General features: G+C 72.7%; 22 protein-coding genes. 8 read left to right on the top strand and 14 right to left on the bottom strand.

Features of this window, described 5'->3' with window-relative positions; genetic code table 11:
* Positions 1-181: 181 nt before the first annotated feature.
* On the top strand, positions 182-1,345 hold the full coding sequence (locus ACQPZP_RS24465; protein WP_433472050.1) for a mechanosensitive ion channel family protein: 1,164 nt from the start codon (positions 182-184) through the stop codon (positions 1,343-1,345).
* Here ACQPZP_RS24465 and ACQPZP_RS24470 read toward each other — a convergent pair.
* From ACQPZP_RS24470 to ACQPZP_RS24505, 8 genes are all read right to left on the bottom strand, one after another.
* Entirely contained in the window at positions 1,332-1,817 is a 486-nt protein-coding gene (locus ACQPZP_RS24470) for a Rieske (2Fe-2S) protein (protein ID WP_433472051.1), read from the bottom strand. The genes ACQPZP_RS24465 and ACQPZP_RS24470 overlap by 14 nt on opposite strands.
* A gap of 91 nt (positions 1,818-1,908) precedes the next feature.
* A complete protein-coding gene (locus ACQPZP_RS24475; protein ID WP_433472052.1) occupies positions 1,909-2,355 on the bottom strand; it encodes a Rieske (2Fe-2S) protein in 447 nt (148 codons plus the stop codon).
* A gap of 48 nt (positions 2,356-2,403) precedes the next feature.
* Entirely contained in the window at positions 2,404-3,006 is a 603-nt protein-coding gene (locus tag ACQPZP_RS24480) for a sarcosine oxidase subunit gamma (RefSeq protein WP_433472053.1), read from the bottom strand.
* A complete protein-coding gene (locus ACQPZP_RS24485; protein ID WP_433472054.1) occupies positions 2,990-5,623 on the bottom strand; it encodes a 2Fe-2S iron-sulfur cluster-binding protein in 2,634 nt (877 codons plus the stop codon). The genes ACQPZP_RS24480 and ACQPZP_RS24485 overlap by 17 nt, the downstream gene beginning before the upstream one ends.
* On the bottom strand, positions 5,620-5,901 hold the full coding sequence (locus tag ACQPZP_RS24490) for a sarcosine oxidase subunit delta (RefSeq protein WP_433472055.1): 282 nt from the start codon (positions 5,899-5,901) through the stop codon (positions 5,620-5,622). The genes ACQPZP_RS24485 and ACQPZP_RS24490 overlap by 4 nt, the downstream gene beginning before the upstream one ends.
* Before the next feature lie 10 nt (positions 5,902-5,911).
* Entirely contained in the window at positions 5,912-7,114 is a 1,203-nt protein-coding gene (locus tag ACQPZP_RS24495) for a sarcosine oxidase subunit beta family protein (RefSeq protein ID WP_433472056.1), read from the bottom strand.
* On the bottom strand, positions 7,114-9,951 hold the full coding sequence (gene uvrA, locus ACQPZP_RS24500; protein ID WP_433472057.1) for an excinuclease ABC subunit UvrA: 2,838 nt from the start codon (positions 9,949-9,951) through the stop codon (positions 7,114-7,116). Before uvrA ends, ACQPZP_RS24495 begins: the two co-directional genes overlap by 1 nt.
* Before the next feature lie 218 nt (positions 9,952-10,169).
* On the bottom strand, positions 10,170-10,730 hold the full coding sequence (locus tag ACQPZP_RS24505) for a TetR/AcrR family transcriptional regulator (RefSeq protein ID WP_433472058.1): 561 nt from the start codon (positions 10,728-10,730) through the stop codon (positions 10,170-10,172).
* An 83-nt stretch (positions 10,731-10,813) separates the two neighbouring features.
* Here ACQPZP_RS24505 and ACQPZP_RS24510 point away from each other — a divergent pair, with 83 nt between their 5' ends.
* Positions 10,814-11,221 (top strand): nuclear transport factor 2 family protein, encoded by a 408-nt coding sequence (locus tag ACQPZP_RS24510; RefSeq protein WP_433472059.1) that lies wholly within the window; start codon positions 10,814-10,816, stop codon positions 11,219-11,221.
* Between the two features lies 1 nt (position 11,222).
* On the opposite strand, the gene ACQPZP_RS24515 is transcribed toward ACQPZP_RS24510, so the two are convergent.
* Entirely contained in the window at positions 11,223-12,014 is a 792-nt protein-coding gene (locus tag ACQPZP_RS24515) for an MBL fold metallo-hydrolase (protein WP_433472060.1), read from the bottom strand.
* Positions 12,015-12,135: 121 nt separating this feature from the next.
* On the opposite strand from ACQPZP_RS24515, the gene ACQPZP_RS24520 reads away from it, so the two are divergent.
* A complete protein-coding gene (locus ACQPZP_RS24520) occupies positions 12,136-13,929 on the top strand; it encodes an IS200/IS605 family accessory protein TnpB-related protein (protein ID WP_433472061.1) in 1,794 nt (597 codons plus the stop codon).
* Positions 13,911-14,657 (top strand): maleylpyruvate isomerase family mycothiol-dependent enzyme, encoded by a 747-nt coding sequence (locus tag ACQPZP_RS24525; RefSeq protein WP_433472062.1) that lies wholly within the window; start codon positions 13,911-13,913, stop codon positions 14,655-14,657. The genes ACQPZP_RS24520 and ACQPZP_RS24525 overlap by 19 nt, the downstream gene beginning before the upstream one ends.
* Here the strand turns inward: ACQPZP_RS24525 and ACQPZP_RS24530 are convergent.
* From ACQPZP_RS24530 to ACQPZP_RS24540, 3 genes are all read right to left on the bottom strand, one after another.
* The gene (locus ACQPZP_RS24530; protein WP_433472063.1) at positions 14,654-15,349 is read right to left on the bottom strand and encodes a Crp/Fnr family transcriptional regulator; all 696 of its coding nucleotides are present in this window, start codon (positions 15,347-15,349) and stop codon (positions 14,654-14,656) included. The genes ACQPZP_RS24525 and ACQPZP_RS24530 overlap by 4 nt on opposite strands.
* A 106-nt stretch (positions 15,350-15,455) precedes the next feature.
* On the bottom strand, positions 15,456-19,313 hold the full coding sequence (locus ACQPZP_RS24535) for a tetratricopeptide repeat protein (RefSeq protein WP_433472064.1): 3,858 nt from the start codon (positions 19,311-19,313) through the stop codon (positions 15,456-15,458).
* A 4-nt stretch (positions 19,314-19,317) separates the two neighbouring features.
* Positions 19,318-19,809 carry a hypothetical protein gene (locus ACQPZP_RS24540; protein WP_433472065.1) on the bottom strand — a complete coding sequence of 164 codons (492 nt, stop codon included), beginning with the start codon at positions 19,807-19,809 and terminating at the stop codon, positions 19,318-19,320.
* A 191-nt stretch (positions 19,810-20,000) separates the two neighbouring features.
* Here ACQPZP_RS24540 and ACQPZP_RS24545 point away from each other — a divergent pair, with 191 nt between their 5' ends.
* The 4 genes from ACQPZP_RS24545 (at position 20,001) to ACQPZP_RS24560 (ending at position 23,200) form a co-directional block, all read left to right on the top strand.
* Positions 20,001-20,666 (top strand): MBL fold metallo-hydrolase, encoded by a 666-nt coding sequence (locus ACQPZP_RS24545; RefSeq protein ID WP_433472066.1) that lies wholly within the window; start codon positions 20,001-20,003, stop codon positions 20,664-20,666.
* 34 nt (positions 20,667-20,700) lie between these two features.
* Positions 20,701-21,342, top strand: coding sequence for an ATP-binding protein (locus tag ACQPZP_RS24550; protein WP_433472067.1), 642 nt, complete (start codon positions 20,701-20,703; stop codon positions 21,340-21,342).
* Positions 21,343-21,485: 143 nt separating this feature from the next.
* On the top strand, positions 21,486-22,571 hold the full coding sequence (locus tag ACQPZP_RS24555) for an S-(hydroxymethyl)mycothiol dehydrogenase (RefSeq protein ID WP_433472068.1): 1,086 nt from the start codon (positions 21,486-21,488) through the stop codon (positions 22,569-22,571).
* Entirely contained in the window at positions 22,568-23,200 is a 633-nt protein-coding gene (locus ACQPZP_RS24560; RefSeq protein WP_433479672.1) for an MBL fold metallo-hydrolase, read from the top strand. Before ACQPZP_RS24555 ends, ACQPZP_RS24560 begins: the two co-directional genes overlap by 4 nt.
* Positions 23,201-23,209: 9 nt before the next feature.
* Here ACQPZP_RS24560 and ACQPZP_RS24565 read toward each other — a convergent pair whose 3' ends face one another.
* Together ACQPZP_RS24565 and ACQPZP_RS24570 are read right to left on the bottom strand one after the other, a co-directional pair.
* Positions 23,210-24,880, bottom strand: a complete 1,671-nt coding sequence (locus ACQPZP_RS24565) for an adenylate/guanylate cyclase domain-containing protein (RefSeq protein WP_433472069.1) — start codon at positions 24,878-24,880, stop codon at positions 23,210-23,212.
* A gap of 74 nt (positions 24,881-24,954) precedes the next feature.
* A complete protein-coding gene (locus ACQPZP_RS24570) occupies positions 24,955-25,449 on the bottom strand; it encodes a winged helix-turn-helix transcriptional regulator (protein ID WP_433461625.1) in 495 nt (164 codons plus the stop codon).
* Positions 25,450-25,511 lie beyond the last annotated feature (62 nt).

A 25,511-nucleotide genomic window follows, 5' to 3' on the forward strand; every position in this document is an offset into this window, starting at 1 on the left:
CGCCGTGCGCTCGCGCGTGTTCCGGCCCGCGGCCGGGCGCGTTCCGCCCCGCGGCCCGGCGCGCCCGAAGGTGACGTAGATCTCCCCTTTGAGCCTGGATGACCGTAAATTGATCGGAAAGAGAAGGGCAGGCGCAGGTCGAGCAGACGTTCGGCACAGCCGGAAGGGGGTCGTTGCGCAGGTGTCCGCGTTCTGGGCATGGATCGTCCTGGCGGTCGTCACCGCCACATCCGTGATCATCGTGGAAGGGGGCCGGCGGCTGCTCGCCGGCCGGTTGTCCGCGCGCTGGCCGGGCGCCGGCCGGGTGGCCCGGCGCTGCGCCGCGCCGGCGTTCGCGTTCGCGACGGTGACGAGTTCGAGCACCGCGATGCCGTACCAGTTGATCGGCGACCAGTCGGAGGGCGCGGTCCGGCACGCGCTGCGGATCGCGGCCATCGGCGCCACCACCTGGCTCGTGCTGCGGATCGGCTACGCCCTGAGCGACCCGCCGCTGGCGCGGCTGATGCGCATCGAGGGGGAACGCAACCGGCGGGCCAGGCGGGCCCGCACGCAGATGCTGCTGCTGCGCCGGATCGCGGCGGTGATCATCGTGATCCTCGCCGTCGGCGCGGCGCTGTTCACGTTCCCGGCGGTGCGGGCCGTCGGCGCCGGGGTGCTGGCCTCGGCGGGCGTCGCCGGGCTGGTCGTCGGAATCGCGGCGCGGCCGACGCTCGGCAACCTGCTCGCCGGGCTGCAGCTGGCGTTCAGCGACGCGCTGCGGCTGGACGACGTCGTCGTCACGGACGGCATCTGGGGACGGGTCGAGGAGCTGACCCTCTCCTACGTGGTGCTGCAGCTGTGGGACGACCGGCGGATGATCTTCCCGGTGTCGCATTTCACCGAGCAGCCGTTCGAGAACTGGACCCGGCACTCCAGCCGGCTTCTCGGCTCGGTGGAGCTGCACGTGGACTGGACGGTGCCGGTCGAGGAGCTGCGCGCCGAGCTCTACACGGCACTGAAGGAGAACCCGCTGTGGGACCGGCGGGAGTGGATGCTGCAGGTGGTGGACGTCCTGCCGAACGGCGTCGTCAAGCTCCGCGCGCTGATGAGCGCCGCCGACTCGGCGAGCACCTGGGACCTGCGCTGCGACGTCCGGGAGCACCTGGTCTCCCACATCCGCGACCGCCATCCCGAGGCACTCCCCCGGTTCCGCGTCGACCCCGCCCCGGTCGCGGACGACGCCGAGCCCGCGCCGGACTCCGACGTCGCGGTGGACGGCGCCGCGGAGGGACGGCACGCGGACGGCGGACGGGCCGTCCCCCGGGAGGACGGCCCGTCGCACGGCATGCCGCTCAGGCGAGCGTGATCTTGCCGCCCTGGACGGTGACCTTCTTCTCCTCCAGCGGCTTGTCGGCGGGCGGGTTCACCACCGACCCGTCGGTGATCTTGAACTTGCTGCCGTGGCACGGGCAGTTGATCGTGCCGCCGGACACGGACCCGACGCTGCACCCCCGGTGGGTGCAGGTGGCGGAGAACGCCGTGAACTGGCCCTGCTGGGGCTGGCAGACGACGACCTTGGCGTCCTCGAAGACCTTGCCGCCGCCGACCGGGATCTCGCTCGCCGACGCCAGTGCCTCGCCGCCGGAGCCGCCCGAGTCCCCGCCCGAGCCGCCGGAGCCGCCCGCGTCGTCGCCGCCGGAGTCGCCGCAGGCCGCCGCCAGCCCGGCCACGCCCGCGAGCCCGACCCCGATGAGAAGTCCTCTGCGGGTGCCTCCGGCCGGTGTCTCCCCCGGCTTCTGCTCCGTCCCGTCCGCCTGCGTCTCGGACTTCTGTGGCATGCTCGCCCCTCCGGTGACCTTCGGTTCCTGTACGTCACCAGGAAGCACGGATGCGCGAGCGAGTTGGTTCAAACCGGAACCAAAACGTTGATCAGGTGACGACGATGCCGTCGCCCTTGACCTGCACCGGGTACTCCTTGAGCGGCTCCTTCGCCGGGCCGCGCTGCACCGATCCGTCCGCGGCCTTGAACTCGCTGCCGTGGCAGGGGCACTTGATGAGTCCGCCGGCCACACTGCCCACCGTGCAGCCCTGGTGGGGGCACACCGCCGTGAACGCCTTGAACGAGCCCTGGGCAGGCTGCGTCACCACGACCTTCTCGTCCCCGTAGACCTTGCCGCCGCCGACCGGGACGTCGGCGACCTTCGCGATCTCCTTGCCCTTCAGGTCCGCGGCGGACTTGGCCCCGCCGCCCCCCGCCCCGCATCCGGCGAGCGCGGCGGCGCCGACGGCCCCGGCTCCGCCGTAGAGCACGGCGCGCCGGCCGATCCCGCCGTCCCCGGCGCCCCGTCCGGCCTCGGGCGTCACGTTTTCTCCCATGGCTCCATCTTGGTGGACGGGCCCATCAGTCCCGCATCGACCCGCCCGCTAGACGTACTCGGTCATCGCATCGAGGAGCCAGCGGGCGAGATAGTCGGCGTAGGAGGTCCGGACGAGAATCCGGTAGTTGGCGGCGTCCGTCCGGTGCAGGATCACCTGCGCCTGGGCCAGGACGGTCTGCGCGCAGTGGCCGGGCCCGAACCTGCTCGGGTGCAGGTCGAGCGGGCAGCCGTGGGCCAGCACCGCACGCGCGCTCGGGCCGGACAGGTTCAGGACGGTGCGGGCCGCCGACACGTCCACCGCCGAGCCGCGGACGCCGCCGCCGTCGGCGCCGAGGGCGTCCTCCAGTCCGGCGAGGAGGCCGTGCGCGCTGCCGGGACGGACCATGACCAGGAACCAGCCCGGCCCGAGCCACAGAACGTGGGGGTCACCGCCACCCGTGACGTGACCTGGAGCGGGAATGTCGCAGCGGAGGAGCCGGCCGGCCCGGGGGCCGAACGACCCGGCGTCCTCGTCGTCGAGGCGCAGTTCGATCTGGGCGGGGAACGCGACCTCGCGGAGCCGGACCGCGCCGCCGGGACGGTCGGGGAAGTCCGGCGCCAGGTGGGCGACGGCGCTGCGCGGTGCCCGTCCCTCAGCCGTCGCCGTCACGGCGGGCTCCTTCCCTGTCGTAGTGCACGGGATGCGTCACGATGACCCTGTCCATGCGTCCGGAGTCGATGGCGTAGAGGGTGTCGCCCTCCCGCTCCAGGCCGTCCCGCAGGAGGGCGAGCGCGAACGAGCCGACCGTCCCCCGGTAGGACGAGGTGACGTGGCCGAGCATCGGGATCGGACGCGTGATCTCGGCGGGCGGCGGCTCGGCGACCAGCTGCGCGCCCTCGGCGATGACGACGTCGGGATCGTGCGGCCGCAGCCCGACGAGGCGCTTGCGTCCGGCGCGGGCGGTGTCGGGGCGCCGCAGCGAGCGGTGCCCGATCCAGCCGCCGCCGGGCTCCACGGCCCAGCCGAGGCCGGCGTCGTGCGGGGTGACGGTGCCGTCGGTGTCCTGGCCCGCGACGATGTAGCCCTTCTCGGCGCGCAGGACTTGCATGGTCTCGGTACCGTAAGGGGCGATGCCGTGCGGTTCGCCCGCCGCCATGACGGCCTCCCAGAGCGCAAGGCCGTGCCAGGACGGGACGTTGATCTCGTAGCCGAGCTCCCCGCTGTAGCTGATCCGGAAGATGCGGGCGGGGAGGCCCGCGACATCGGCCTCGCGCAGGGACATGAACGGGAACGCGCCGGCGTCGAGCCCGGGGGCGAGGGCGGTCAGGACGTCCCGCGAGCGGAGACCGGCGAGTGCGACGACGGCCCACTGGTCGGTGACGGACGTGCACCGGACGCGCAGGTCCGGCCACTCGGTCTGCAGCCACTCCTCCAGCCAGTCCAGGACGCGGGCGGCGTTCCCGGTGGTGGTGGTGAGGTGGAACCGGTCGGGGCCGAGCCGCGCCACCACCCCGTCATCGAAGATCATCCCGTCGGTGCCGCACATCACGCCGTAGCGGCAGCGGCCGGGCGCGAGCGTCGAGATCCGGCCGGTGTAGATCCGGTCGAGGAACGCGGCGGCGTCGGGGCCCTGGACGTCGATCTTCCCGAGGGTGGAGGCGTCGAGGGCGCCGGCGCGGGAGCGGACCGTCCGGCATTCGCGCAGCACCGCGTCGCCCGCCGGCTCGCCGGGGCGCGGGTAGTACCAGGGGCGTTTCCACTCGCCGACGTCCTCGAAGACGGCGCCGTGCTCCTCGTGCCAGGCGTGCATGGGGGTCCGGCGGACGGGGGCGAGCAGGTCGCCGCGGTCGCGTCCGGCCAGCACGGCGAACGGGATCGGCTCGACGGGCGGGCGCTGCGTCGTGGTGCCGATCTCGCCGGGCGCGCGGCCGAGGAGCCGCGCCACCGCCTCGGGCGCGGGGACGCCGGAGGTGCGCCCTTGGTCGGCGCCCGTCCCGATCGTCGTGTACCGCTTGACGTGCTCGTTCGACGTCATGCCGGCGTGGAGCGCCCCGCGCACGTCGGCGAGGGTGGCGTCGCGGTGCAGGTCGACGAAGACCCGCTCGTCGGCGCCGTCGGGGACGTGGCCCGCCGCCTCGCCCGGTATGCCGCCCGCCGAACCGACGACGTCCATGCGCGGGCGGGGCGGCTCGTCCGGAACGAAGGCCGCGTGCTCTGCGGACCAGCGGGTGCGTCCGCCGGCCTGGGTGTACAGGTGCAGATCCGGGTTCCAGCCGCCGGAGACGGCGAGCAGGCCGCAGGGCACGAGGTCGTCCCCTATGCGGGCCGCGGTGAGGACTCCGGCGGCGTCGGCCTCCGTGCCGGTGACGGCCTGCCCTTCGCGGACGGTGACGCCGCGTGCCCTGAGCCGCTCGCCGAGCGGGCCCGCCGACGGCCTGAGGTCGGCGACGCACGCGATCTCCACGCCGGCGTCCAGAAGATCGAGCGCTGCTCGCAGGGCGCCGTCGTGGGCGGCGAAGACGACGGCCGCGCGGCCGGGGAGGACGCCGTAGCGCCGGACGTGGGCGGCCGCGGCCCCGGCGAGCATGATCCCTGGACGATCGTTGTCCGGGAACAGGAGGGGACGTTCCAGGACGCCGGTCGCCAGCACGGCCCGCCGCGCCCGGATGTGCCAGAGCCGCCGCCGGGCCGTGCGGGCGGGAGCGGCCTCGCCCAGGTGGTCGGTGCGGCGCTCGACGGCCACGAAGAATCCGTGGTCGTAATAGCCGGTCACCGTCGTGCGGGGCAGTACGGTCAGCTCATCGGACGCCTCGATCCCGATGCCGGGACGGTCGTCGGCGATGATGACCCGGTCGCCGGCCTCGGCCGCGTCCCTGGCCGCCGCGCGACCGGACGCCCCTCCGCCGATCACCAGCACATCGCAGTGGGCGTACGTCTTGTCGTAGCGGCCGGTGTCGGGGCCGTCCGGGAGCCGCCCGCGTCCGGCCAGGGACGAGACCTCCAGCCCGTCGTGGACCTCCAGGCGCGTCGCCCGCACCATCGGCTCTCCAAGCCCCGACTCCACCTGGACGAACGCGTTCGGCTCCTCGGCACCCGCGCTGTAGACGCCGCGCGGGCGGCCCGTGTACGGGCCGTGCGCGACGATGCGAACCCCATGGGCGAGCAGCGCGGACGCCAGGGTGTCCCCGGGATGCGCGGTGTACGACCTTCCGTCGAAGGTGAAGCTGAGCGTGCGTGAACGGTCGATACGCGAGCCACCCGACGCGACGCGGAAGAGTCCGGTCACGAAGCGGCCCCTGGCGGGACGTCTCCGGGACGGTACGAACCCGCGATCTCGTACGTGACGGTGTGGCGGAGCACATTGAACCAGCGGCGGCAGCCCGCGCTGTGCATCCACCGCTCGCGGAACCATCCTTTCGAGTTGTCGCGCATGAACACGTAGTCGGCCCAGGCGGCATCGTCCGATGCTTCGGGGTCGGCTGGATACGCCACGTGCGCCTGTCCCCCGTAGTGGAACTCCACCTCGTCGCGGTCTCCGCACCATGGGCAAGGGATGAGCAGCACGGGTTCCTCCCTAGTGCGCGACGGCGGCTGCACCATGTTCGTCAATGAGCGCGCCGGTCGTGAAGCGTTCCAGCCCGAACGGCTCCGCGAGAGGGTGCGGACGTGCATGGGCGATGGTGTCGGCGTACACGTGTCCGGCCCCGGGCGTGGCTTTGAAACCTCCCGTCCCCCAGCCGCAGTTGATGAAGACGTTCTGCACGGGTGCCGGCCCGATGATGGGTGAGGCGTCCGGGGAGACGTCCACGATGCCGCCCCAAGTCCGCAGGACGTGCGCTCGCGCGAAGAGGGGGAAGAGCTCCACCGCCGCCGCGATCTGCTGCTCGATGAGGTGGAACGACCCGCGCTGCCCGTAGCCGTTGTACGCGTCGATGCCGGCCCCCATGACCAGCTCTCCCTTGTGAGCCTGGCTGACGTACACGTGCACGGCGTTCGACATCACGACGGTGTCGAGGACCGGTTCCAGCAGTTCCGACACGAGCGCCTGCAGAGGGTGGCTTTGCAGCGGCAGCCGGAAGCCGAGCATGTCGGCGAGCACGGAGGTGTGCCCGGCCGCGCACAACGCGACCCGCCCCGCGGCTATGAGACCGCGGGAGGTCTCCACCCCGGTCACCGCACCACCGGCGGTACGGCAGAAACCGGTCACCTCGCAGCTCTGGATCAGGTGGACGCCGCGCTCGTGCGCCGCCCCCGCCAGCGCCCAGGCGACCTGGTCGTGCCGGGCGATGCCGCCGCGCGGCTGGAACGTCCCGCCGAGGACGGGGAACCGCACCGACGGGCTCGTGTCCAGGATCGGGACCAGCTGCTTGATGTCCCCGGGGGTGAGCCATTCGGCGTCGACCCCGTTCAGCCGGTTCGCGTTGACGCGCCGGACGCCCTCGCGCACGTCCGGGAGGTTGTGCGCGAGGTTGAGGACGCCCCGCGGGCTGAACTTCAGGTCGTGGCCGAGGTCGTCCTCCAGGCCCTCCCAGAGCCGCAGGGAGTGCTCGTAGATGGCGGCGCTCTCGTCCCAGAGGTAGTTGGAGCGGATGATCGTGGTGTTGCGGGCCATGTTGCCGCCCGCGAGCCATCCGCGTTCGAGGACGGCGACGTCGGTGATGCCGTGGTCGCGGGCCAGGTAGTAGGCGGTGGCGAGCCCGTGCCCGCCCGCGCCGACGATCACGACGTCGTAGGAGTGCCGGGGCTCCCGGTCCTCCCACAGCGTCCCGCCGGCCACTAGTCCAGGATCTTCTGGAGGAACTGGCCGGTGTGGCTGGCGTCCACCTTGGCGATGTCCTCGGGGGTGCCGGAGGCGACGACGGTGCCGCCGCGTGAGCCGCCCTCGGGGCCCATGTCGATGATCCAGTCGGCGGTCTTGATGACGTCCAGGTTGTGCTCGATGACGATCACCGTGTTGCCCTTGTCCACCAGGCCGTTCAGGACGCCGAGGAGCTTGCGGATGTCCTCGAAGTGCAGGCCGGTGGTCGGCTCGTCCAGCACGTAGATGGTGCGGCCGGTGGAGCGCTTCTGCAGTTCGGACGCCAGCTTGACGCGCTGCGCCTCGCCGCCGGACAGGGTGGGGGCGGGCTGGCCGAGCCGGACGTAGCCGAGGCCGACGTCGTTGAGCGTGTTCAGATGGCGGTGGATCGCCTTGATCGGCTCGAAGAACTCGGTGGCCTGCTCGATCGGCATGTCGAGCACCTCGGAGATCGTCTTGCCCTTGTAGTGGACCTCCAGGGTCTCCCGGTTGTAGCGGGCGCCGTGGCAGACCTCGCACGGGACGTAGACGTCCGGCAGGAAGTTCATCTCGATCTTGATGGTGCCGTCGCCGGAGCAGTTCTCGCAGCGGCCGCCCTTGACGTTGAAGGAGAACCGGCCCGGCTGGTAGCCGCGCACCTTCGCCTCGGTCGTCTGCGCGAACAGCTTGCGGATGTGGTCGAACACCCCGGTGTAGGTCGCCGGGTTGGACCGCGGGGTGCGGCCGATCGGCGACTGGTCGACGTGCACGACCTTGTCGAGCTGGTCGACGCCGTTGACGCGCTTGTGCTTGCCGGGAACGGTCTTCGCCCCGTTCAGCTTCTTGGCGAGCGAGCTGTACAGGATGTCGTTGACCAGCGTCGACTTGCCGGAGCCCGACACGCCCGTCACCGCGGTGAGGACGCCGAGCGGGAACGCGACGTCAACGTCGCGCAGGTTGTTCTGCTGGGCGCCCTTGACGGTGACCTCGCGGCCCTTGGTGCGGGGCCGCCGGATCTGCGGGACGGCGATCTCGCGGCGCCCGTCGAGGTAGGCGCCGGTCAGGGAGCGGTCGGACTTCTTCAGGTCCTCGACGGTGCCGGACACGACGATCTCGCCGCCGTGCTCGCCCGCGCGGGGGCCGATGTCGACGATCCAGTCGGCCGCGGCGATGGTGTCCTCGTCGTGCTCGACGACGATCAGGGTGTTGCCCATGTCGCGGAGCCGGAGCAGGGTCTCCAGCAGCCGGTGGTTGTCGCGCTGGTGCAGGCCGATGGACGGCTCGTCCAGCACGTAGAGGACGCCGACCAGGCCGGAGCCGATCTGCGTCGCCAGCCGGATGCGCTGCGCCTCCCCGCCGGCGAGCGTCGCGGACGCCCGGTCGAGGGTGAGGTAGTCGAGGCCGACGTCCAGCAGGAATCCGAGCCGGGCGTTGATCTCCTTGAGGACGCGCTCGGCGATGTGCGTCTCGCGCTCGCTCAGCTCCATCGCGAGGAGGAACTTCGCCGCCTCGCCGATCGGCATCGAGGCGACCTCGGCGATCGACATCCCGCCCATGGTGACCGCCAGCACGACCGGCTTGAGCCGGGCGCCCTCGCACGTCGGGCAGGGGATCTCCCGCATGTAGCCCTCGAACCGCTCCCGGCTGGAGTCGCTCTCGGACTCGGCGTGCCGCCGCTGGATGTAGGGGATCACGCCTTCGTAGGACGTGTAGTACGACCTCGTCCGGCCGTAGCGGTTCTTGTAGCGGACGTGGACCTGCGTCTCGTGCCCGTTCAGGACCGCCTTGCGCGCCTTGGCGGGCAGCTTGTCCCACGGCGTGTTCAGGTCGAACCCCATGGCATCGCCCAAGGCCGACAGCAGGCGCAGGAAGTAGTCGCTCACGTGCCCGTTCGACCACGGCTGGATGGCGCCCTCGCCCAGCGACAGCTCCCCGTCGGGGACGACGAGCTCGGAGTCGACCTCCATGCGCGTCCCGAGACCGGTGCAGTCCGGGCACGCGCCGTACGGCGAGTTGAACGAGAACGACCTCGGCTCCAGCTCCTCGAACGACAGGTCGTCGTAGGGGCAGTAGAGGTGCTCGGAGTACATCCGCGTGCGGTGCTCGTCGTCCTCGGGCAGGTCGACGAAGTCGAGGACGATCGTGCCGCCGGCGAGGCCCAGCGCCGTCTCCACCGAGTCGGCGAGCCGCTGCCGCGCGGAGTCCTTCACCGAGAGCCGGTCGACCACGACGGAGATGTCGTGCTTCTCCTGCTTCTTCAGCTTGGGCGGCTCGTCCAGCCGGATCATCCGCCCGTCGACGAGCGCCCGCGAGTACCCCTTCGACTGCAGCTCGCGGAACAGCTCCAGGTACTCGCCCTTGCGCCCGCGGATGACGGGCGCGAGCACCTGGAACCGGGTGCCCTCGTCCAGCTCCAGCACCCGGTCGACGATCTGCTGCGGCGCCTGCCGGCTGATCGGCCGGCCGCACTCGGGACAGTGCGGATGCCCGATCCGCGCGTAGAGCAGCCGCAGGTAGTCGTACACCTCGGTGATCGTCCCGACCGTCGACCGGGGGTTCTTGCTGGTCGACTTCTGGTCGATCGACACCGCCGGGGACAGCCCCTCGATGAAGTCGACGTCGGGCTTGTCCATCTGCCCGAGGAACTGCCGGGCGTACGCCGACAGCGACTCCACGTACCGGCGCTGGCCCTCGGCGAAGATCGTGTCGAAGGCCAGGCTCGACTTCCCGGAACCCGACAGACCGGTGAACACGATCATGGAGTCCCGCGGGAGGTCGAGCGAGACGTCCTTCAGGTTGTGCTCGCGTGCTCCACGCACGATGAGTCGGTCATGCACGGCGTTCTTCCGGTTCCTCTTCTGGGGCGCGGCGACAGGGAGATACAGGTCGGATTCAAGGCTAGCCACGGGGTACGACAGAATCCCCCGACTCCTCAACAGCGGCGCTCACCGCTGCATTTCATGACGCTACCCGCCCGTCCCCACCGGTCCGGACGGCACCACCGCACCGTACACGTGTTCGAACACCCCCCGCCACCACAACACCCAGAGCACCGTCAACGGGGGCGGAGGGCGTCCAGGACGAGGGCGAGGGTTCGGCAGCGGAGGTCGTCGGTCCACGACCCGGCCAGGGCGCCGTGGGTGGTGGCGGTCACCAGGGCCATGACCTCGTCCAGGCGTGCGTCCGGGCGAGCGGTGCCGGCCTGTTGCGCGGCTTCCAGGAGCCTGCCGAAGGCCTGTGTGAGGGCCATGATCTGGTCGTCGGGTTCGATGGACGTGCCCTCCTCGGCGAGGAGGCTCACGACGGTGCCGATCTCGGCCGAGCTTTCGACGAGGTACGTGAAGTAGTCGAAGAACGCAGTGGCGGGGTCGCCGTCCGCGATGAGCGTCTCGGCCCTGTCGACAAGCCGCCGCCGGAGCTCCTTCATGATCGCGGCGAGCAGGTCGCGCTTGGCCGGGAAGTGGCGGAAGACCGTGCCGATGGCGACACCGGCACGGGCCGCGACCTCTTCGGTGGATGCGGAGGCGCCGCGCTCGGCGAAGACCTCCTCGGCGGCGGCGAGGATGCGGGCGCGGTTGCGCCGGGCGTCGGCGCGCAGGGGCTTGCTCGGGGTCATTCGTCCGTCCGTTGACAAGATGAGTTGCGACTCATATTTTCTGAACGTGAGTCGCAACTCATCTTAGTTCGAAGGGATGACCCATGCCCGTACAGAGTCCGAAGGATCTGTTCGCACGCTTCCAGCGCAACGCCCTCGCCGGGCGGGCCGGCCTGGACGAGGAGATGCTCGCCGAGGACGTCGTGATCGAGATGCCGTTCGCGCCCGCCGGGCAGGAGCGGCGCTCCGAGGGGCGCGACGCGATCGCGGCGAGGCTGCGTGAGGGGCGCGCGGCGCTGCCGATCGTCTTCGAGGAGTTCCGCGATGTGGTGGTGCACGAGACCGCCGACCCCGAGGTGATCGTCGCCGAGTACGAACTGGTGGCAGCGGTCCCCGGCACGGGCAAGAGGGGGTCCGCGAACTTCGTCACGGTGCTGCGGGCGCGGGACGGGCGCATCGTGCACTGGCGCGAGTACCAGGACCGGGCCGCGATCGAAGCGGCGATCTCCTGAGCTACTCGTCGTCGAGGGCGAAGGACAGGTAGCGGTCGGCGGAGCGGCGGACGGCGTTCTTGCCGTCGGTGTGGACGGTCTTCTTCCACCAGGCGCCGTAGACGCGGTCGAAGTCGTAGGGCTCCATGAGGCGGAGGGCGCGGCGGATCGTGCGGGGACGTTCCGGGATGAAGTTCGGGTAGCTGTACATGAAGCTCACCCAGTCGCGGTCGTTGACGACCGTCAGGATGTCGCCGGAGAAGAGCGCCCGGCCGTCCCGCCAGTGCAGGACCTGGCCTCCGTCGAAGTGGACGCCCGCGTTGATCAGCGTGAGACCGTCGGCCAGCTCGTGGGTCTCGCCCGTCCAGAAGGTCACCGCGTCGTCCGGGCGCGCCACCCACCGCCGGTCGGCCTCGTGGATGTAGACGGGCGCGTCGAACGCGTGCGCCCACTCGATCATGCTGCCGTAGAAGTGCGGGTGGCTGATCGCGATGGCCGAGACGCCGCCGAGCTCGCCGACCCGCCGGATCAGGTCGTCGTCCAGGTAAGTGATCATGTCCCACAGGACGTTGCCGGACGGCGTGCGGACGAGCAGGGCGCGCTGGCCGATCGCGGTGGACGGCTCGGCACCGATCCCGACGACGTCCAGGCCCTCCTCGGCGACCCGGCCCCGGTGATCGGCGCGCAGCCGCTCCAGGGTGGTCCACTTCTGACCGTCCCAGCCCACGTACTGCCGCTCGTCCTCGCAGATGGGGCAGTCCGCCCGTGGACCGCCGTACTGGACCCCGCAGGTCACGCAGATCGGAAACTCCATGATCATATTGTGCGGCGACCGGACGGGCCGGTGCGAGGTGGCGCGTCCGGCAATATCGATTGCGGTTCGAATCAAGTGACGTAGAGTGTCCGACATGTTGCGTACCGTTCTCGGTGGCGAGATGGGCGCCGCCGAGGGCCCTGCCTTCCCGAGCGCGCGCGACCACCACACGCCCCCGATCCAACCCGCAGCCAAGACCGACACCGGGATCGAGGCCCAAGCCGCGAGCAAGCCCAGGGACGTGGCCGGGTGCGTGCTGGACCGGCTGAGACCGGTTGCTGCAACGTTCGTGGCTGGCGGGCCGTCGGGGGTGGCGGTGCGTGACCGGCTCAAGGGCCTGTCGGCCGGGGATGAGCGGGTGCTGCGGCTGGTCGGCGCGCATCTGGGGTCGCTGGCCGGTCGTGATCTGAGGGCCCGCTGCGCCGATGCCCTGGACCACGACGCCGATCGCTGGGCAGCCCGCAAGCGGGAACTGACCGCGGAGTCGTCGGCGCGGTGGGCCGGGAGCATCACCAAGCACACGCACGATCAGTGGGCGCTGGCCCGCCGGGGCGAACTCGCACACATCCAGTCCCTTGAGGCTGGGGTGCGCACGCTGGAGCACAGGCTGTCGCTGCCGATCGGGCAAAAAGGCACCCGGCGGGCGCCGGGCGGTTACCGCTCCAAGAAGGAGTGGTTCGCCAAGTCGCGCCGTCTGGGGGTCCAGCGGGACCGCCTCACCACCGGGCGCGCCGACTGGAACGCCGGAGTCGTGCGGGTGGTCCGTGGTAGCCGCAGATTGCTCAACACCCGGCATCATCTGGAGGCTGCCGGGCTCACCGAAGCCCAATGGCGGGACCAGTGGGAGACTCGGCGCTGGTTCCTGCAGGCCGATGGCGAGTCGGGCAAGCGATTCGGTAACGAGACCATCCGCGTCACTCCCGAGGGGGAGGTGTCGATCCGGTTGCCGGCCCCGCTGGCGCATCTGGCCAATGCCAAGCATGGCCGGTACGTGCTGACGGCCCGGGTCGCCTTCGCCCATCGGGGCGTCGAGTGGGCCGACCGGGTCGAGGCGAACCGGGCGGTCGCCTACCGCATCCACCTGGATACCGGACGGGACCGCTGGTATCTGACCGCGTCCTGGCAACGCGCCACCGTCCCGACGATCCCACTACACGCCGCACGCGCCCGCGGCATGATCGGGGTCGACACCAACGCCGACCACCTTGCCGCCTGGCGGCTCGACCGGCACGGCAACCCGATCGGCGACCCCAGACGGTTCGGTTATGACCTGTCCGGCCCGGCCACCCGCCGCGACGCCCAGATCCGGCACGCCATCACCCGCCTGCTGCACTGGGCCACAGAGTGCGGGGTGGCCGCGATCGCGATCGAGGATCTGGACTTCACCGCCGACAAGACCCGCGAGAAGCACGGCCGCCGCAAACGGTTCCGACAGTTGATCTGCGGGATGCCGACCGGGAAGTTCAAGGCCCGGCTGGTGTCGATGGCCGCCGAGGCCGGTGTGGCGATCGTGGCCGTGGACCCCGCCTACACCTCGAAATGGGGCTCCCAGCATTGGCGGGAGCCCCTGACCGGCAAGACCAGGAAGGTGACCCGGCACGATGCGGCGAGCATCGCGATCGGGCGACGCGCCCTCGGGCATGCGATCCGGCGACGGACGCCACCGCCCCGTACCCACCAGAGCGATGGGCACAGGCATCGGAGCATCCAGGCTGGCCGCAGTGCCCCAGGACGTGAGGGACCCCGCCACCCCGTCACGGACCGTGCACACGATGCACGCCGCCGGACGGGCACAACCAGAACGCGGGGAACCAGTGCACCCAGCACCGTTCGGGATGCGCGCAGTGCCAGGATGTGGGGGCAAGACTCACTCCTGAAAACTGATGAGGAACGGTCATGGACTGGCGCGACGTGATCGACGAGGTGGACGCGGGCGTGGAGCGCATCGCCGGGACGCTGGGGAAGCTGACCGACGATGATCTGCGGGGGCAGTCGGCGCTGCCCGGGTGGAGCCGGGGGCATGTGGCGACGCACATCGCGCGGAACGCCGACTCCCTGTGGAATCTGCTCGAAGGGGCGCGGACGGGCGTCGAGATCCCTCAGTACGCGAGCCTGGACGCGCGGAACGCGGCGCTGGACGAAGGCGCCGGACGCAGCGGCCCCGAGCTGATCGAGGACGTCCTGGCCACGGCGGCGCGGTTCTCCGAGCAGGCCCGGACGCTTCCCGAGGACGTTTGGAACGCTCCGGTGAAGGCGATGCTGGGCTGGCCGCACCCCGCCTGGTACACGGTGTTCCGGCGCTGGCACGAGGTGGAGGCGCACCATGTCGATCTCGCCGCCGGGTACGGACCGGCCGACTGGCCGGAGCCGTACGTCCGGTGGGCGTCGGCCGCCACGCTCGCGGACATGGCGGCGCTGCCGGAGAAGTCGCTGGGCGCGCTGGCCGGATACCGGATCACCGCGACCGACTCCGGGGACACCGCCGATCTCGGCTGGGCGCCCGGGGCCCCGGAGGCGTCCGGATCCGCGCGGGCGCTGCTCGGCTGGCTGAGCGGCCGGTCGGACGGCGCGGGCGTCGGCGTCCGGCCCGACGGGCCGCTGCCGGCGCCGCCGCCCTGGCCGCACGAACCGGCCGGCTTCTAGTCGTCGTCGCCGGCGAGCCGGTGCAGGACGTCCGCCGAGCGGACGATGATCGCGCTCCGGGCGACGGTCAGGCCGTCGCGGACCGGCTCGGCCGCCAGGATCTGCGCGACCTTCCTGCGGCCCATGCCGGCCCAGCGGCCGAGGTCCTGCTGGGACACGGGCACCCGCACGAGGACGCCCTCCTCGGTCACGCCGTCCGGGTGCTCCTCCTTGGCCGGGGAGCCGAACCGCGCCACCAGGCGCAGCAGCCGGCCGGCGAGGCGGCGTTCGGGGTCGTCGGGGAAGTGGGCGACGCGCAGCTCGTTGGAGTCGCGGAGCCGTTCGGCGAGGACGGCGGCGACGGCCCACACCGCGCCGGGGTGGGCGTCCAGGACGCTGCGGAACCGTGCGGCGGGCAGCACCAGGGCCTCGACGCGGGTCGCCGCCTCGACGTTGGCGTGCCGGATGCCGCCGTCCACCGCCTCCAGCTCCCCGACGAGGTCGCCCGGCCCGAGGACGTCGAGGATGGCGATCTCGCCCGCCCGGTCCACCCAGACCTTCACCGCGCCGGAGCGAAGGACGAACACCTGGGACGCGCGGGTGTGCTCGCGCATCAGGAACCTTCCCGGCCTGATCACCACGGTGGCGCCCGCCTGCCGCAGCGCCTCCTGGGCGCGCGGGGTCAGCGCGTCCCAGAACCGGGTCGTCTCCATCTCGCCTCCTCACCGGACCCGACCCCGGGCCGGGACCGCGGCAGCCCATGATCGGGTGCCCGTGGTCCAGTGAACGCGGCGCTGCGCCGATGGACTACGTCGTTTGTCACATGTCGAGTGATCTTTCGGATTCAAGCAGGTTGTCGAGGGCGCGGACGCGCCGGACGCAGTCCGCCGCCGCGGCCTGGTCGCCGAGCGCCTGGTGCAGGTCGCGCAGCAGTTCCAGGGCCTGCCGCAGCCCGCGCCGGTCGTCCATGTCGCGGCGGATGACGATCTCGCCGGTCACGTGCTCCACCGCGCGGGCGTGCTTGCCGATCAGCCGGCACGCGCTGGCCATCGTGTGCAGCGCGTACGCCTGCTCGCGGGTGGCTCCGAGCTCGGCGGCCAGGTCGAGCGCCCGCCGCCCGTTCTCCAGCGCCTCGTCGGCGTGGCCGAGATCGAGGTGGATGGCGGCGAGGTGGACCAGGCCGGTGGCCTCGCTGTGCCGGTCGCCGACCTCGCCGAGGAAGCGCAGCGCCTCCAGCTCCCGCTCCAGCGCCTCCTCGGGACGGCCGGCGCGGCGCAGGACGGCGGCGAGGGTGTCCATGCCGACGCCGAGTCCGTACCAGTCGCCGCCGGACTCGCGGATGCTCAGCGCCTGCCGGGCGGCGCGCTCGGCGTCCTCGGGGAGGCCGAGCCGCGAGTAGGTGCGGGCCAGGCTGCCGAGCGTCCCGGCCATCCCGCCCTGCGCGCCGAGCTGGTGCCACAGGTCGAGGGCCTCCAGGCCGAGGACGAACGACTCCTGGTGGCGGCCGAGCCGGCGCATGACCACCGACAGGTGCTCCAGGTCGTTGGCCTCGCCGTGCTGGTCGCCGATCTCGCGCCGGATCTCCAGCGCGCGCAGCAGGTGCTCGCGCGCCTCCCGGTACCGTCCGAGGCGCCAGTGGACGATCCCGATCTGCGCGAGCGCCTCGGCCTCGCCGTGCCGGTCGCTGGTGTCACGGTGCAGGCGCAGCGCCTGCCCGCAGTAGGTGAACGCCTCGGCGAACCTGGTGGCGTCGCACATGAGCATGCCGAGCGTGGTCAGCGCCCGCGCCTCCCCGTGGCGCGCACCGAGGGCGCGATAGGTGCGGAGTGCCTGTTCGGCGTCTTGCTGTGCCATGTCGCGGAGGCCGAGGGTGGCGTTCATCCGCGCCAGTTCCGTCAGTGCCTCGGCCGCGCCGTGCATGTCGGCGAGCTCCTGCCGGATGGACAGGCCCTCCAGCGCGTGCGACACCGCACCGTGGACGTTTCCCTGCCGCCGGTGGACGCCGGCCACGATCAGCAGGGTCTCGGCCACCCCCGCCTGGTCTCCGATCCGGCGGCGGACCCCGAGCGCCTTCGCGGCGTGCTCCAGAGCCGTCTCATAGTCGCCGAGGCCCAGATGGGCGCGGGCGAGCGTGTTGCGGCTCTTCGCGGCGCCCGCGTCGTTCCGCAGCTGCTCGTGGATGTCGAGGGAGCGCCGCGCGTGGTCGATCGCCGTCAGGTACCGGCCCAGCGTCACGTGGACGCCGGCCAGGGTGGCCAGGGTGGCGGCCTCCCCGTACCGGTCGGGCGGGTCGACGGCCCGGAACCCGCGCCGCGCGTCCTCCCCGTACCCGATGGCCTCGACGGAGCCGCCCAGCTCGAAGTGCGCCATCGCCAGGTTGTGCAGCATGACGGCCGCCGCAGCCCAGTCCTCCTCCGTGCGGGCAGCGTGCAGGCCCACCTGGTGGACGGCGATGTTGTCCTCGCTGTAGCGGCGGAACTCCTGGAAGTCGAAGAGCGCGTCGGCGAGTTCCCAGCACGTCCGGTGCAGGCCGAGCCGGGCGGCCTGGTGCACCGCGGCGACCAGGTTGCGCCGCTCGGCCTCGAACCAGGCGAGCGCGGACGCGCGTTCGGCACCGGACGGACGTTCCCGAGTCTCGCCCTTGTGCGTCGCGGGGCGGGGCCGGCCCGCCAGGGCGGCGCCCGCCTCGCGCGCCTCGGCGAGGTAGCCGGCGAGGAGCCGCCGCTGCGCCGCCTGGAGCTCCCCGTCGGAGTCCTCAAGGAGCCCGCGCTCGCGGGAGAACTCGCGGAGCAGGTCGTGCATCCGGTAGCGGTCCGGGCCGACGTCGTGGACCAGGTAAGCCTGGCGCAGGCCCTCAAGGCATTCGCGGGCCTCGTCCACCGTGCCGTCCTGAAGTGCGGCGAGGGCGGTGGGCGTGAAGTCGGGACCCGCGACGAGGCCGAGCCTGCGGAACGCCTGGCGCTGCCCGCGGCGCAGGCCCCGGTAGGCGACGTCGAACGTCGGGTTCACGACGGCGCTCAGCCCCGGTCCGGACGCGCCGTGCGCCGCGCCGTCGCCCAGGCCCGCCCCCGCGAGACCCGGTCCGTACGGCGCGGCGTCCCGCACGTCCCGGGCGGCCAGCTCCCGGACGGTCCCGGCGATCGACACCCCGGGGTTCTCGGCCAGCCGGCCGGCCATGACGCCGAGCGCCAGCGGCAGGTGGCCGCACTCGCGGGCGAGCCGCACGGCGGCCCGGTGCTCGTCCCGGACGCGGGCGTCCCCCGGCCCGAGCACGTTGGAGATGAGGTCCACCGCCTCCTGCGTCGCCATCTCCCGCAGTTCCAGCGTCCGGATGTCGGCGCCTTCGAGCAGGGCCGGCAGCCGCCGCCGGCTCGTCACGACCACCAGCCCGGACACCATGGCGGCCAGCAGCGGCCTGACCTGCTCGGGCTGGACGGCGTTGTCGAGGATCAGCAGCATGCGGCGGTCGCCGAGCAGCGACCGGCACTGCGCCGCAAGCTCCGCCTCCGTCCGCGGGACCTGGTCGCCGGGCACGCCCGCCGCGCGCAGCACCTGCCCCATCGCCTCCGCCGGGGTGACGGGGCTGCGGGACGTGCCGCGCAGGTCGGCGAACAGGACACCGTCCGGGAAACGGTCGACGACCCGGTGCGCCCAGTGCAGCGCCAGGGTGGTCTTGCCGACCCCGGCCATCCCCTGGACGATCACCGCGCGCGGCCACACCGACTGGCCGACCAGCAGGTCCAGCTTGCCGAGGCTGACCGTCCGGCCCGCGAAGTAGGGGTTGTCGGCGGGCAGGCGCACCGCGGGCGGTCCGCCCGGGGTGTCCCCGCCCGGGGTGTCCAGGCGCACCGGCTCGCGCGCCGCGATCCCCGCGTCCCCCTCCGGTCCCCGCCCGGCCTCGGGTCCCCGCTCGGGTTCGGCGGCCGGCCACTCGTCCCCCCACGGGCTGGCGGCGCGGCGCAGCCGCTCCATGTCCAGCACGGTCAGCGGGCGGGCCCGCCGGTCGAGGATCCCTTTCGACCGCCACATCCGGAACCACCGGACCAGCGTCTCGCGGGAGATCCCCGCCCAGTTCGCCAGTTCCGCCTGGCTGAGCCGCAGCGGGATCTGCGTCCCGGGCCCGGGGCGCGGCTCACCGAACCGGTGGGCGAGCTCCAGCAGGTGGTAGGCGAGCCGCTGCGGATGGTCGGCCGCCCGCACCGCGTGGCGGCGGCCGCCGTAGGTGACGCTCTCCGAGATCGCGTGCATCATCGCCTCGGCGACCTGCGGGCTGGCCGCCAGCAGGCTGCGGAACTTGCCGCGGTCCACGCGCAGCGCCGTGACATGGTCCAGCGCGGAGACCGTGCCGCGCTGCGGATGCCCCCACGGGCCGAGGACGCCGACCAGGTCCCCGGCCCCGAACAGGTCGATGATCGACTCGTCGCCGTCGCTGGAGTCCACGAACTCCTTGGCCACCGCGTTGCTCGCCGCCCGCGGCGACGCCTTGAACACCACGTAGACGGCCGGCGCGACCGATCCCTGGTGGCACAGCATGCCGCCGGGCGGGATGTCGGTGCGCCGGCCCATGGCGCGCAGGGCCTGCCGGTCGGTGGGGGCCAGCCGCTCCCAGAAGCTGCCCGGCCGGACGTCCAGGGCGAACCCCGGGGCCGTCCCCCCGCCGCGAACGTCGCCGATCACCCGGTCATCCTCCCGCCATCGCCGCCGCCAGCGTCCAGAACAGGAACAGCACCGAGGTGGCCACCGCCCAGGCGACGGCCTGCCAGGACAGCTCCCCGCAGCGGTGCGCCGCCGACAGCAGCCGGCGCAGCTCCACGTCGCGGACCCGGTCGTCCAGCGCGACCGACGAGGCGAACGGCGTCCACGGCGCGCCCGGGTCGACGGGCGAGCCGGTGCGGCCGCGCACCTCGCCGAGCACCGCCACGAGCGTCCGGCGCGACCGGACCGCGTAGCCGGCCGAGATCGCGAACGAGCCGGCCAGCACCGGCAGCAGCGCCAGCGCGGCGAGGCCGGGCAGACCGGCCGCCAGCCGGGTGACGGTCCCGACCAGCACGAGGGCGAGGAACACCGCGGCGATGGCGGAGTCCCGGCCGCACAGCCGGACCAGTGTGCAGGCGTGCCCGAGGAGGTCCTCGGGCTTCTCCCTGTCCGGTCCGGGACGGAATGCGGTTACCAACGCTTCACCGTCCTCACGGGGTCGATCCTGATCTTCCATTTCTCATACTGCGCTGGCAAGACGGGAACGTCCGTCCGTATGCGCACGGTTCGGCTGCGTCTGGTGACTCATTCGCGCCACGTACCCGGGGTACCGGAGATCGCGGGCGCCGATGATGGAAGATGGTCTTCGAACGACCCACGGGAGGACCCATGACCTACACCGGGAACGTCGAGGCGGGCGGACGCCCGGACGTCCGGGAGCTGCCCGGGCTGACGGTCACGAAGGTGGCGGTCGGCCCGTACGACAACAACGCCTACATCCTGTGCTGCACCGCGACCGGCGAGCAGCTGCTCATCGACGCGGCGAACGAGGCGTCCCGGCTGCTGGAGCTGATCGGCGACGGTCCCCTGGCGCGGATCGTCACCACGCACCGCCACGAGGACCACTGGATGGCGCTGAGCGAGGTGGTGCGGGCCACCGGCGCCCCCGTCGTGGCGCACCCGCGCGACGCCGCGCCCCTCCCGGAGCCGGTCGCCGAACCCGTCGACCACGGCGACACCGTCACCGTCGGCGACGCGTCCCTGGACGTCATCCACCTGCGCGGTCACACGCCCGGCTCGATCGCGCTGCTGTACGACGCCGGCGGCGAGCTCGCCGAGCGCCCGCACCTGTTCACCGGCGACAGCCTGTTCCCCGGCGGCGTCGGCAACACCTGGGGCGACCCGACGCGTTTCAAGCAGCTGCTCTCAGACGTGGAGGAGCGCGTCTTCGACCGGCTCCCCGACGCCACCTGGTTCTACCCGGGCCACGGCAAGGACTCGACGCTCGGCCGGGAGCGTCCCTCGATCCCGGAATGGCGCGCCCGCGGCTGGTGACCCTCCCAGGTCGCCCCGGAACAAGCGGTGCTGGGTGTTCGTTGGCCACAACACACTTCAGGCCCGAGCCCAGGAGGCGACCATCCGCGAACCCCACGAGGTGGACCCGGGCCCCGCGCTGAGCTACCCGGCGGGCTCCCTGGTGCTGGTCGCCGGCCTTCCGGGAGCGGGCAAGAGCACACTGCTCAACCGCCTGTACGGGCTCAACGGCGACGAGACGGAGCCGGTGCGCGCGGGCGACGTCCGCGTGATCGACTCACGCCAGTCCCGCAACTGGTGGGCGCGGTTCCTGCGGCCCGTCCCGGTGCGGCTGCGGACGCCCATCGTCCAGTCCACCCACGTCTGGCGCATCGGACGGGCGATCGTCGCCGGGCACGGCGTCGTCGCCCACACGCGCGGCACCTGGCCGCACATCCTGCACCTGTTCGCCTGGCTGGCCCGCCGCCGCGGCGGCCGGCTGCACCTGATCCTCCTCGACGTGGCCCCCGAGACCGCGCGCGCCGGCCAGTTCGCCCGCGGCCGCGTCACCACCTCGACCACGTTCGCCCGGCACTGCCGCCGCTGGCGTCCCCTCATCGCCCGCGCCCGCAGCGGCGGCCCCCTCCCGCCCGCCTCCGGCGTCACGGTCCTCGACCGCGACGCCGCCGACAAACTGCAGGCCATCCGCTTCACCTGACGGACGCGTCGTCCACCGGCCGCGTCGTTCACCGGCCGCGGGACCGGCGTGCAAGAGGCCTTCCGCCGGTCAGAAGCGGCGGGGCAGGCCGGCGCGCCGGGTGGATAGGGTCGGGGAAGATCGAGACGACGAGAGGCGGCAGCATGGCGCAGCAGGTACGCGGGGTCGTCGCACCCGGCAAGGGACGGCCGGTGGGGATCGAGACGATCGTCGTTCCGGACCCGGGTCCCGGCGAGGCGGTCGTCAAGGTCCAGGCGTGCGGGGTCTGCCACACCGACCTGCACTACCGCGAGGGCGGGATCAACGACGAGTTCCCGTTCCTGCTGGGCCACGAGGCCGCCGGGGTCGTCGAGTCGGTGGGCGACGGGGTCACCGAGGTGGAGCCGGGCGACTTCGTCATCCTGAACTGGCGCGCGGTGTGCGGCCAGTGCCGGGCCTGCCTGCGGGGACGTGCGTGGTACTGCTTCAACACGCACAACGCCGCGCAGAAGATGACCCTTGAGGACGGTACCGAGCTGTCGCCCGCGCTCGGAATCGGCGCGTTCGCCGACAAGACGCTGGTGGCCGCCGGGCAGTGCACGAAGGTCGACTCGGCGGCCAAGCCGGAGGTGGCGGGCCTGCTGGGGTGCGGGGTGATGGCGGGGCTCGGCGCGGCGATCAACACCGGCGGGGTCGGGCGCGGCGACTCGGTCGCGGTCATCGGCTGCGGCGGCGTCGGCGCGGCGGCCGTGCTCGGCGCCCGGCTGGCCGGCGCGGCGAAGATCATCGCGGTGGACCTGGACGAGCGCAAGCTCACCACCGCGTCCTCCCTCGGCGCCACGCACACCGTCAACGGCAGGGACGCCGACGTCGTCGAGACGGTGCGGGAGCTGACCGGCGGGTTCGGCGCCGACGTCGTCATCGAGGCCGTCGGCCGCCCGGAGACCTACGAGCAGGCGTTCTACGCCCGCGACCTCGCCGGGACGGTCGTGCTCGTCGGCGTCCCGACCCCCGAGATGAGGCTGGACCTGCCGCTGCTGGACGTGTTCGGGCGCGGCGGGTCGCTGAAGTCGTCCTGGTACGGCGACTGCCTGCCCTCCCGCGACTTCCCGATGCTCATCGACCTCTACCTGCAGGGCCGCCTGGACCTCGACACGTTCGTGTCGGAGACGATCGAGCTGGACGGCGTCGAGGCCGCGTTCGAGAAGATGCACCACGGCGACGTGCTGCGCTCGGTGGTGGTCCTCTGATGGCGGCCCGCGTCGACCACGTCGTCACGTCCGGGACGTTCTCGCTCGACGGCGGCACCTGGGACGTCGACAACAACGTCTGGATCGTCGGGGACGACAGTGAGGCCATCGTCATCGACGCCGCCCACGACGCGGAGGCGATCGCGGCCGCGGTCGGCGGCCGCAGGCTGGTGGCGATCGTGTCCACGCACGGGCACGACGACCACATCGACGCCGCGCCCGCCCTCAGGGCCCGCACCGGCGCGCCCGTCCTGCTGCACCCGGACGACCTGATGCTCTGGAAGCAGAAGCACCCGGACACCTCCCCGGACGGCGACCTGGCGGACGGCCAGGTCATCAGCGTCGCGGGGACGGACCTCACCGTCCTGCACACGCCGGGCCACAGCCCCGGCGCGGTCTGCCTCCACGCGCCCGCACTGGGCACGGTCTTCTCCGGCGACACCCTGTTCAGCGGCGGCCCCGGCGCGACCGGCCGGTCCTTCTCCGACTTCCCGACGATCATCACCTCGATCCGCGAGCGGCTGCTGACGCTGCCCCCGGACACGATCGTCCGGACCGGCCACGGCGACTCCACCACCATCGGCGCGGAGGCCCCGCACCTGGAGGAGTGGATAGCGCGCGGCCACTGACCGGACGTCCTAGGACGCGACGCGTTCGGGCGGGTGCGGGGAGGCGAGGCGGGTGACCCGCGTCCGTCCGCGGAGGGTGACCTCCTCGCCGAGCGACCAGTGCCGCGCCTCGTCCGCGTCGGCGCCGGTGAGGAGGGACCCGGCCGCCAGCACCCGCGCTTCGGTGTTCTTGGCGAGGTCGGTGAGGCGGGCCGCCTCGTTCACCGGGTCGCCGATCACCGTGTACTCGAAGCGCTCCTCGGCGCCGATGTGGCCGGCGACGGCCTCCCCCGCCGAGGCGCCGATCGCCGCCTGCAACCCGGGGACGTCCTCGCGCAGCCGGCGGGCGAGCTCGCGGGAGGCGGCGAGGGCGCGGCCGGGCGCGCCGTCAAGCGCCAGCGGCGCACCGAAGATCGCGAGCGCGGCGTCGCCCTCGAACTTGTTGATCCAGCCGCCGTGCGCGCCGATGACCTCGACGACCACGGCGAAGAAGTCGTTCAGCAGCCGGACGACCTCGGCGGGCGGGCTGCCGGCGGCGAGCCGGGTGGAGCCGATGATGTCCACGAAGACCACCGCGACCTCGCGCAGCTCGCCGCCGAGGTCGATGCCGCGTTCGAGGGCGAGGCGGGCGGCGTCCGCGCCGACCTGCCGGCCGAACAGGTCCTGGAGCCGCTCGTGCTCGCGCAGCCCGGCGGCCATGTGGTTGAACCCGGCCTGGAGCAGCCCGACCTCGCTGGCGTCGTAGACGGGGACCTCGACGTCCAGCTGGCCGCGCTGTACCCGGGCGAGGCCGAGCCGCACCGACTCGACCGGGTCGGCGATGGCGCGGGCGGCGGTGTAGGTGACGCCGAGGCCAACGACCAGCGCGATGCCGCCGAGCGCGAGCACCGCGACCGCGAAGTCCCGCACGGTGATCTCGGCGATGAGGAAGGTGCCGACGGCGAGGGTGATCAGCCCGAGGATCGGGATCGCGGTGCCGAGCGCCCAGGCCAGCACCGAGCGCGCGACGACGCCGGGCAGGCCGGTGCGGCGCGGCAGCTCGCTGCGCAGCGCGGTGGTCACCGCGCGCCTGAGCAGCCGTTCGGTCAGCAGGTAGACGACCGTGCAGGTGGTGAGGCCGCCGAGCAGGCTGGTGAGGCCGAGCTTGACGGCCAGCAGCCCGGAGAAGGGGGCGTTGACGGCGACCCAGCCGACCGTGCCGACGGCCCACAGCGTCAGGTGCAGGGCCATCAGCCGCAGCGGCCCGTACAGCAGCAGGGCGCGCTCGTGCCGGTCGGGTTCATCGTGCCGCTCGACGAGGCGGCGCACGCGGCGGAAGAACCGCTCGCCGAGGACGAGGCCGACGGGCAGCGCAGCGGAGACGTAGGCGGTGAAGACGATCAGGTTGATGAGCTGGAGCCGCTCGGAGACGTGCCCGACCGGGTCGGGGACGACCACCGCGAACGCGAGCACGACGAGCGCGCCGACGAGGTTGGCGAGGCCGGTGGCGATCGTGACCAGGACGCGGGCCCGGCGGGCGATCCGCGCACGCGAGTCGCCGGGGGCGCCGTCGATCAGCTGCCAGAGCGGGCGGAGCCGCCTGCCGGAGCGGAGCGCAGGCAGGGCGACGGGTGCCAGCTCGCTCCGGTCGTCGTCCCGCGCGGGAGGACCGAACAGGGTCCGCCTGGGCCGCGGCGCAGGCTCGGCCTCTTCGGTGTCCATGAGCGTGCAGGTTAGCCGGTCGAATCCCCCATATCCCCGCATCGCCCGCGCGACCTCCGGGAGGGATTGCTCAGTCAGGTGCGGATCGGGTCGAGGAGGCGGTGCGGAGAGCGCAGGACGATGCTCACCGGGTCGGTGCGGCGGCGGACGCCGGGACCTGCGTGGATCTCCAGTTCCTCCGGCCGGACCTGGCGCTCGCAGGCGGCGCACGCCCCGTCCGGGCCGACCTTGGTTCCGCAGGCGGCGTGGACGAAGATGCGGCACGGCTCGGCGGACAGGTGGTCCTCCGCCCAGCGGGCGAGCGTGTGGACGACGGGCCACAGCTCCTTGCCCATGTCCGTCAGCACGTAGTCGTGGCCGTCCTTGACGAGGACGCCCGTGTCGACGAGCGACTGCAGCCGCGCGGACAGCACCGCGCGGGGAATGTCCAGGTGGATGAGGAAGTCGCTGAACCGGCGGACGCCGTAGAAGGCGTCCCGGACGATGAGCAGCGTCCAGCGCTCCCCCACGACCTCCAGCGCGCGGGCCAGCGAGCAGTCCTGCGCCGCGTAGTCCTTCCCGAGTGCCATGTGCACCACAGTACCCGCCAGGGGGTTCATTGATTGAACTTACTCGTGCTACCGTCGCCCCA

This window comes from Spirillospora sp. CA-142024 (assembly GCF_050942325.1).
Taxonomy (GTDB): domain Bacteria; phylum Actinomycetota; class Actinomycetes; order Streptosporangiales; family Streptosporangiaceae; genus Spirillospora.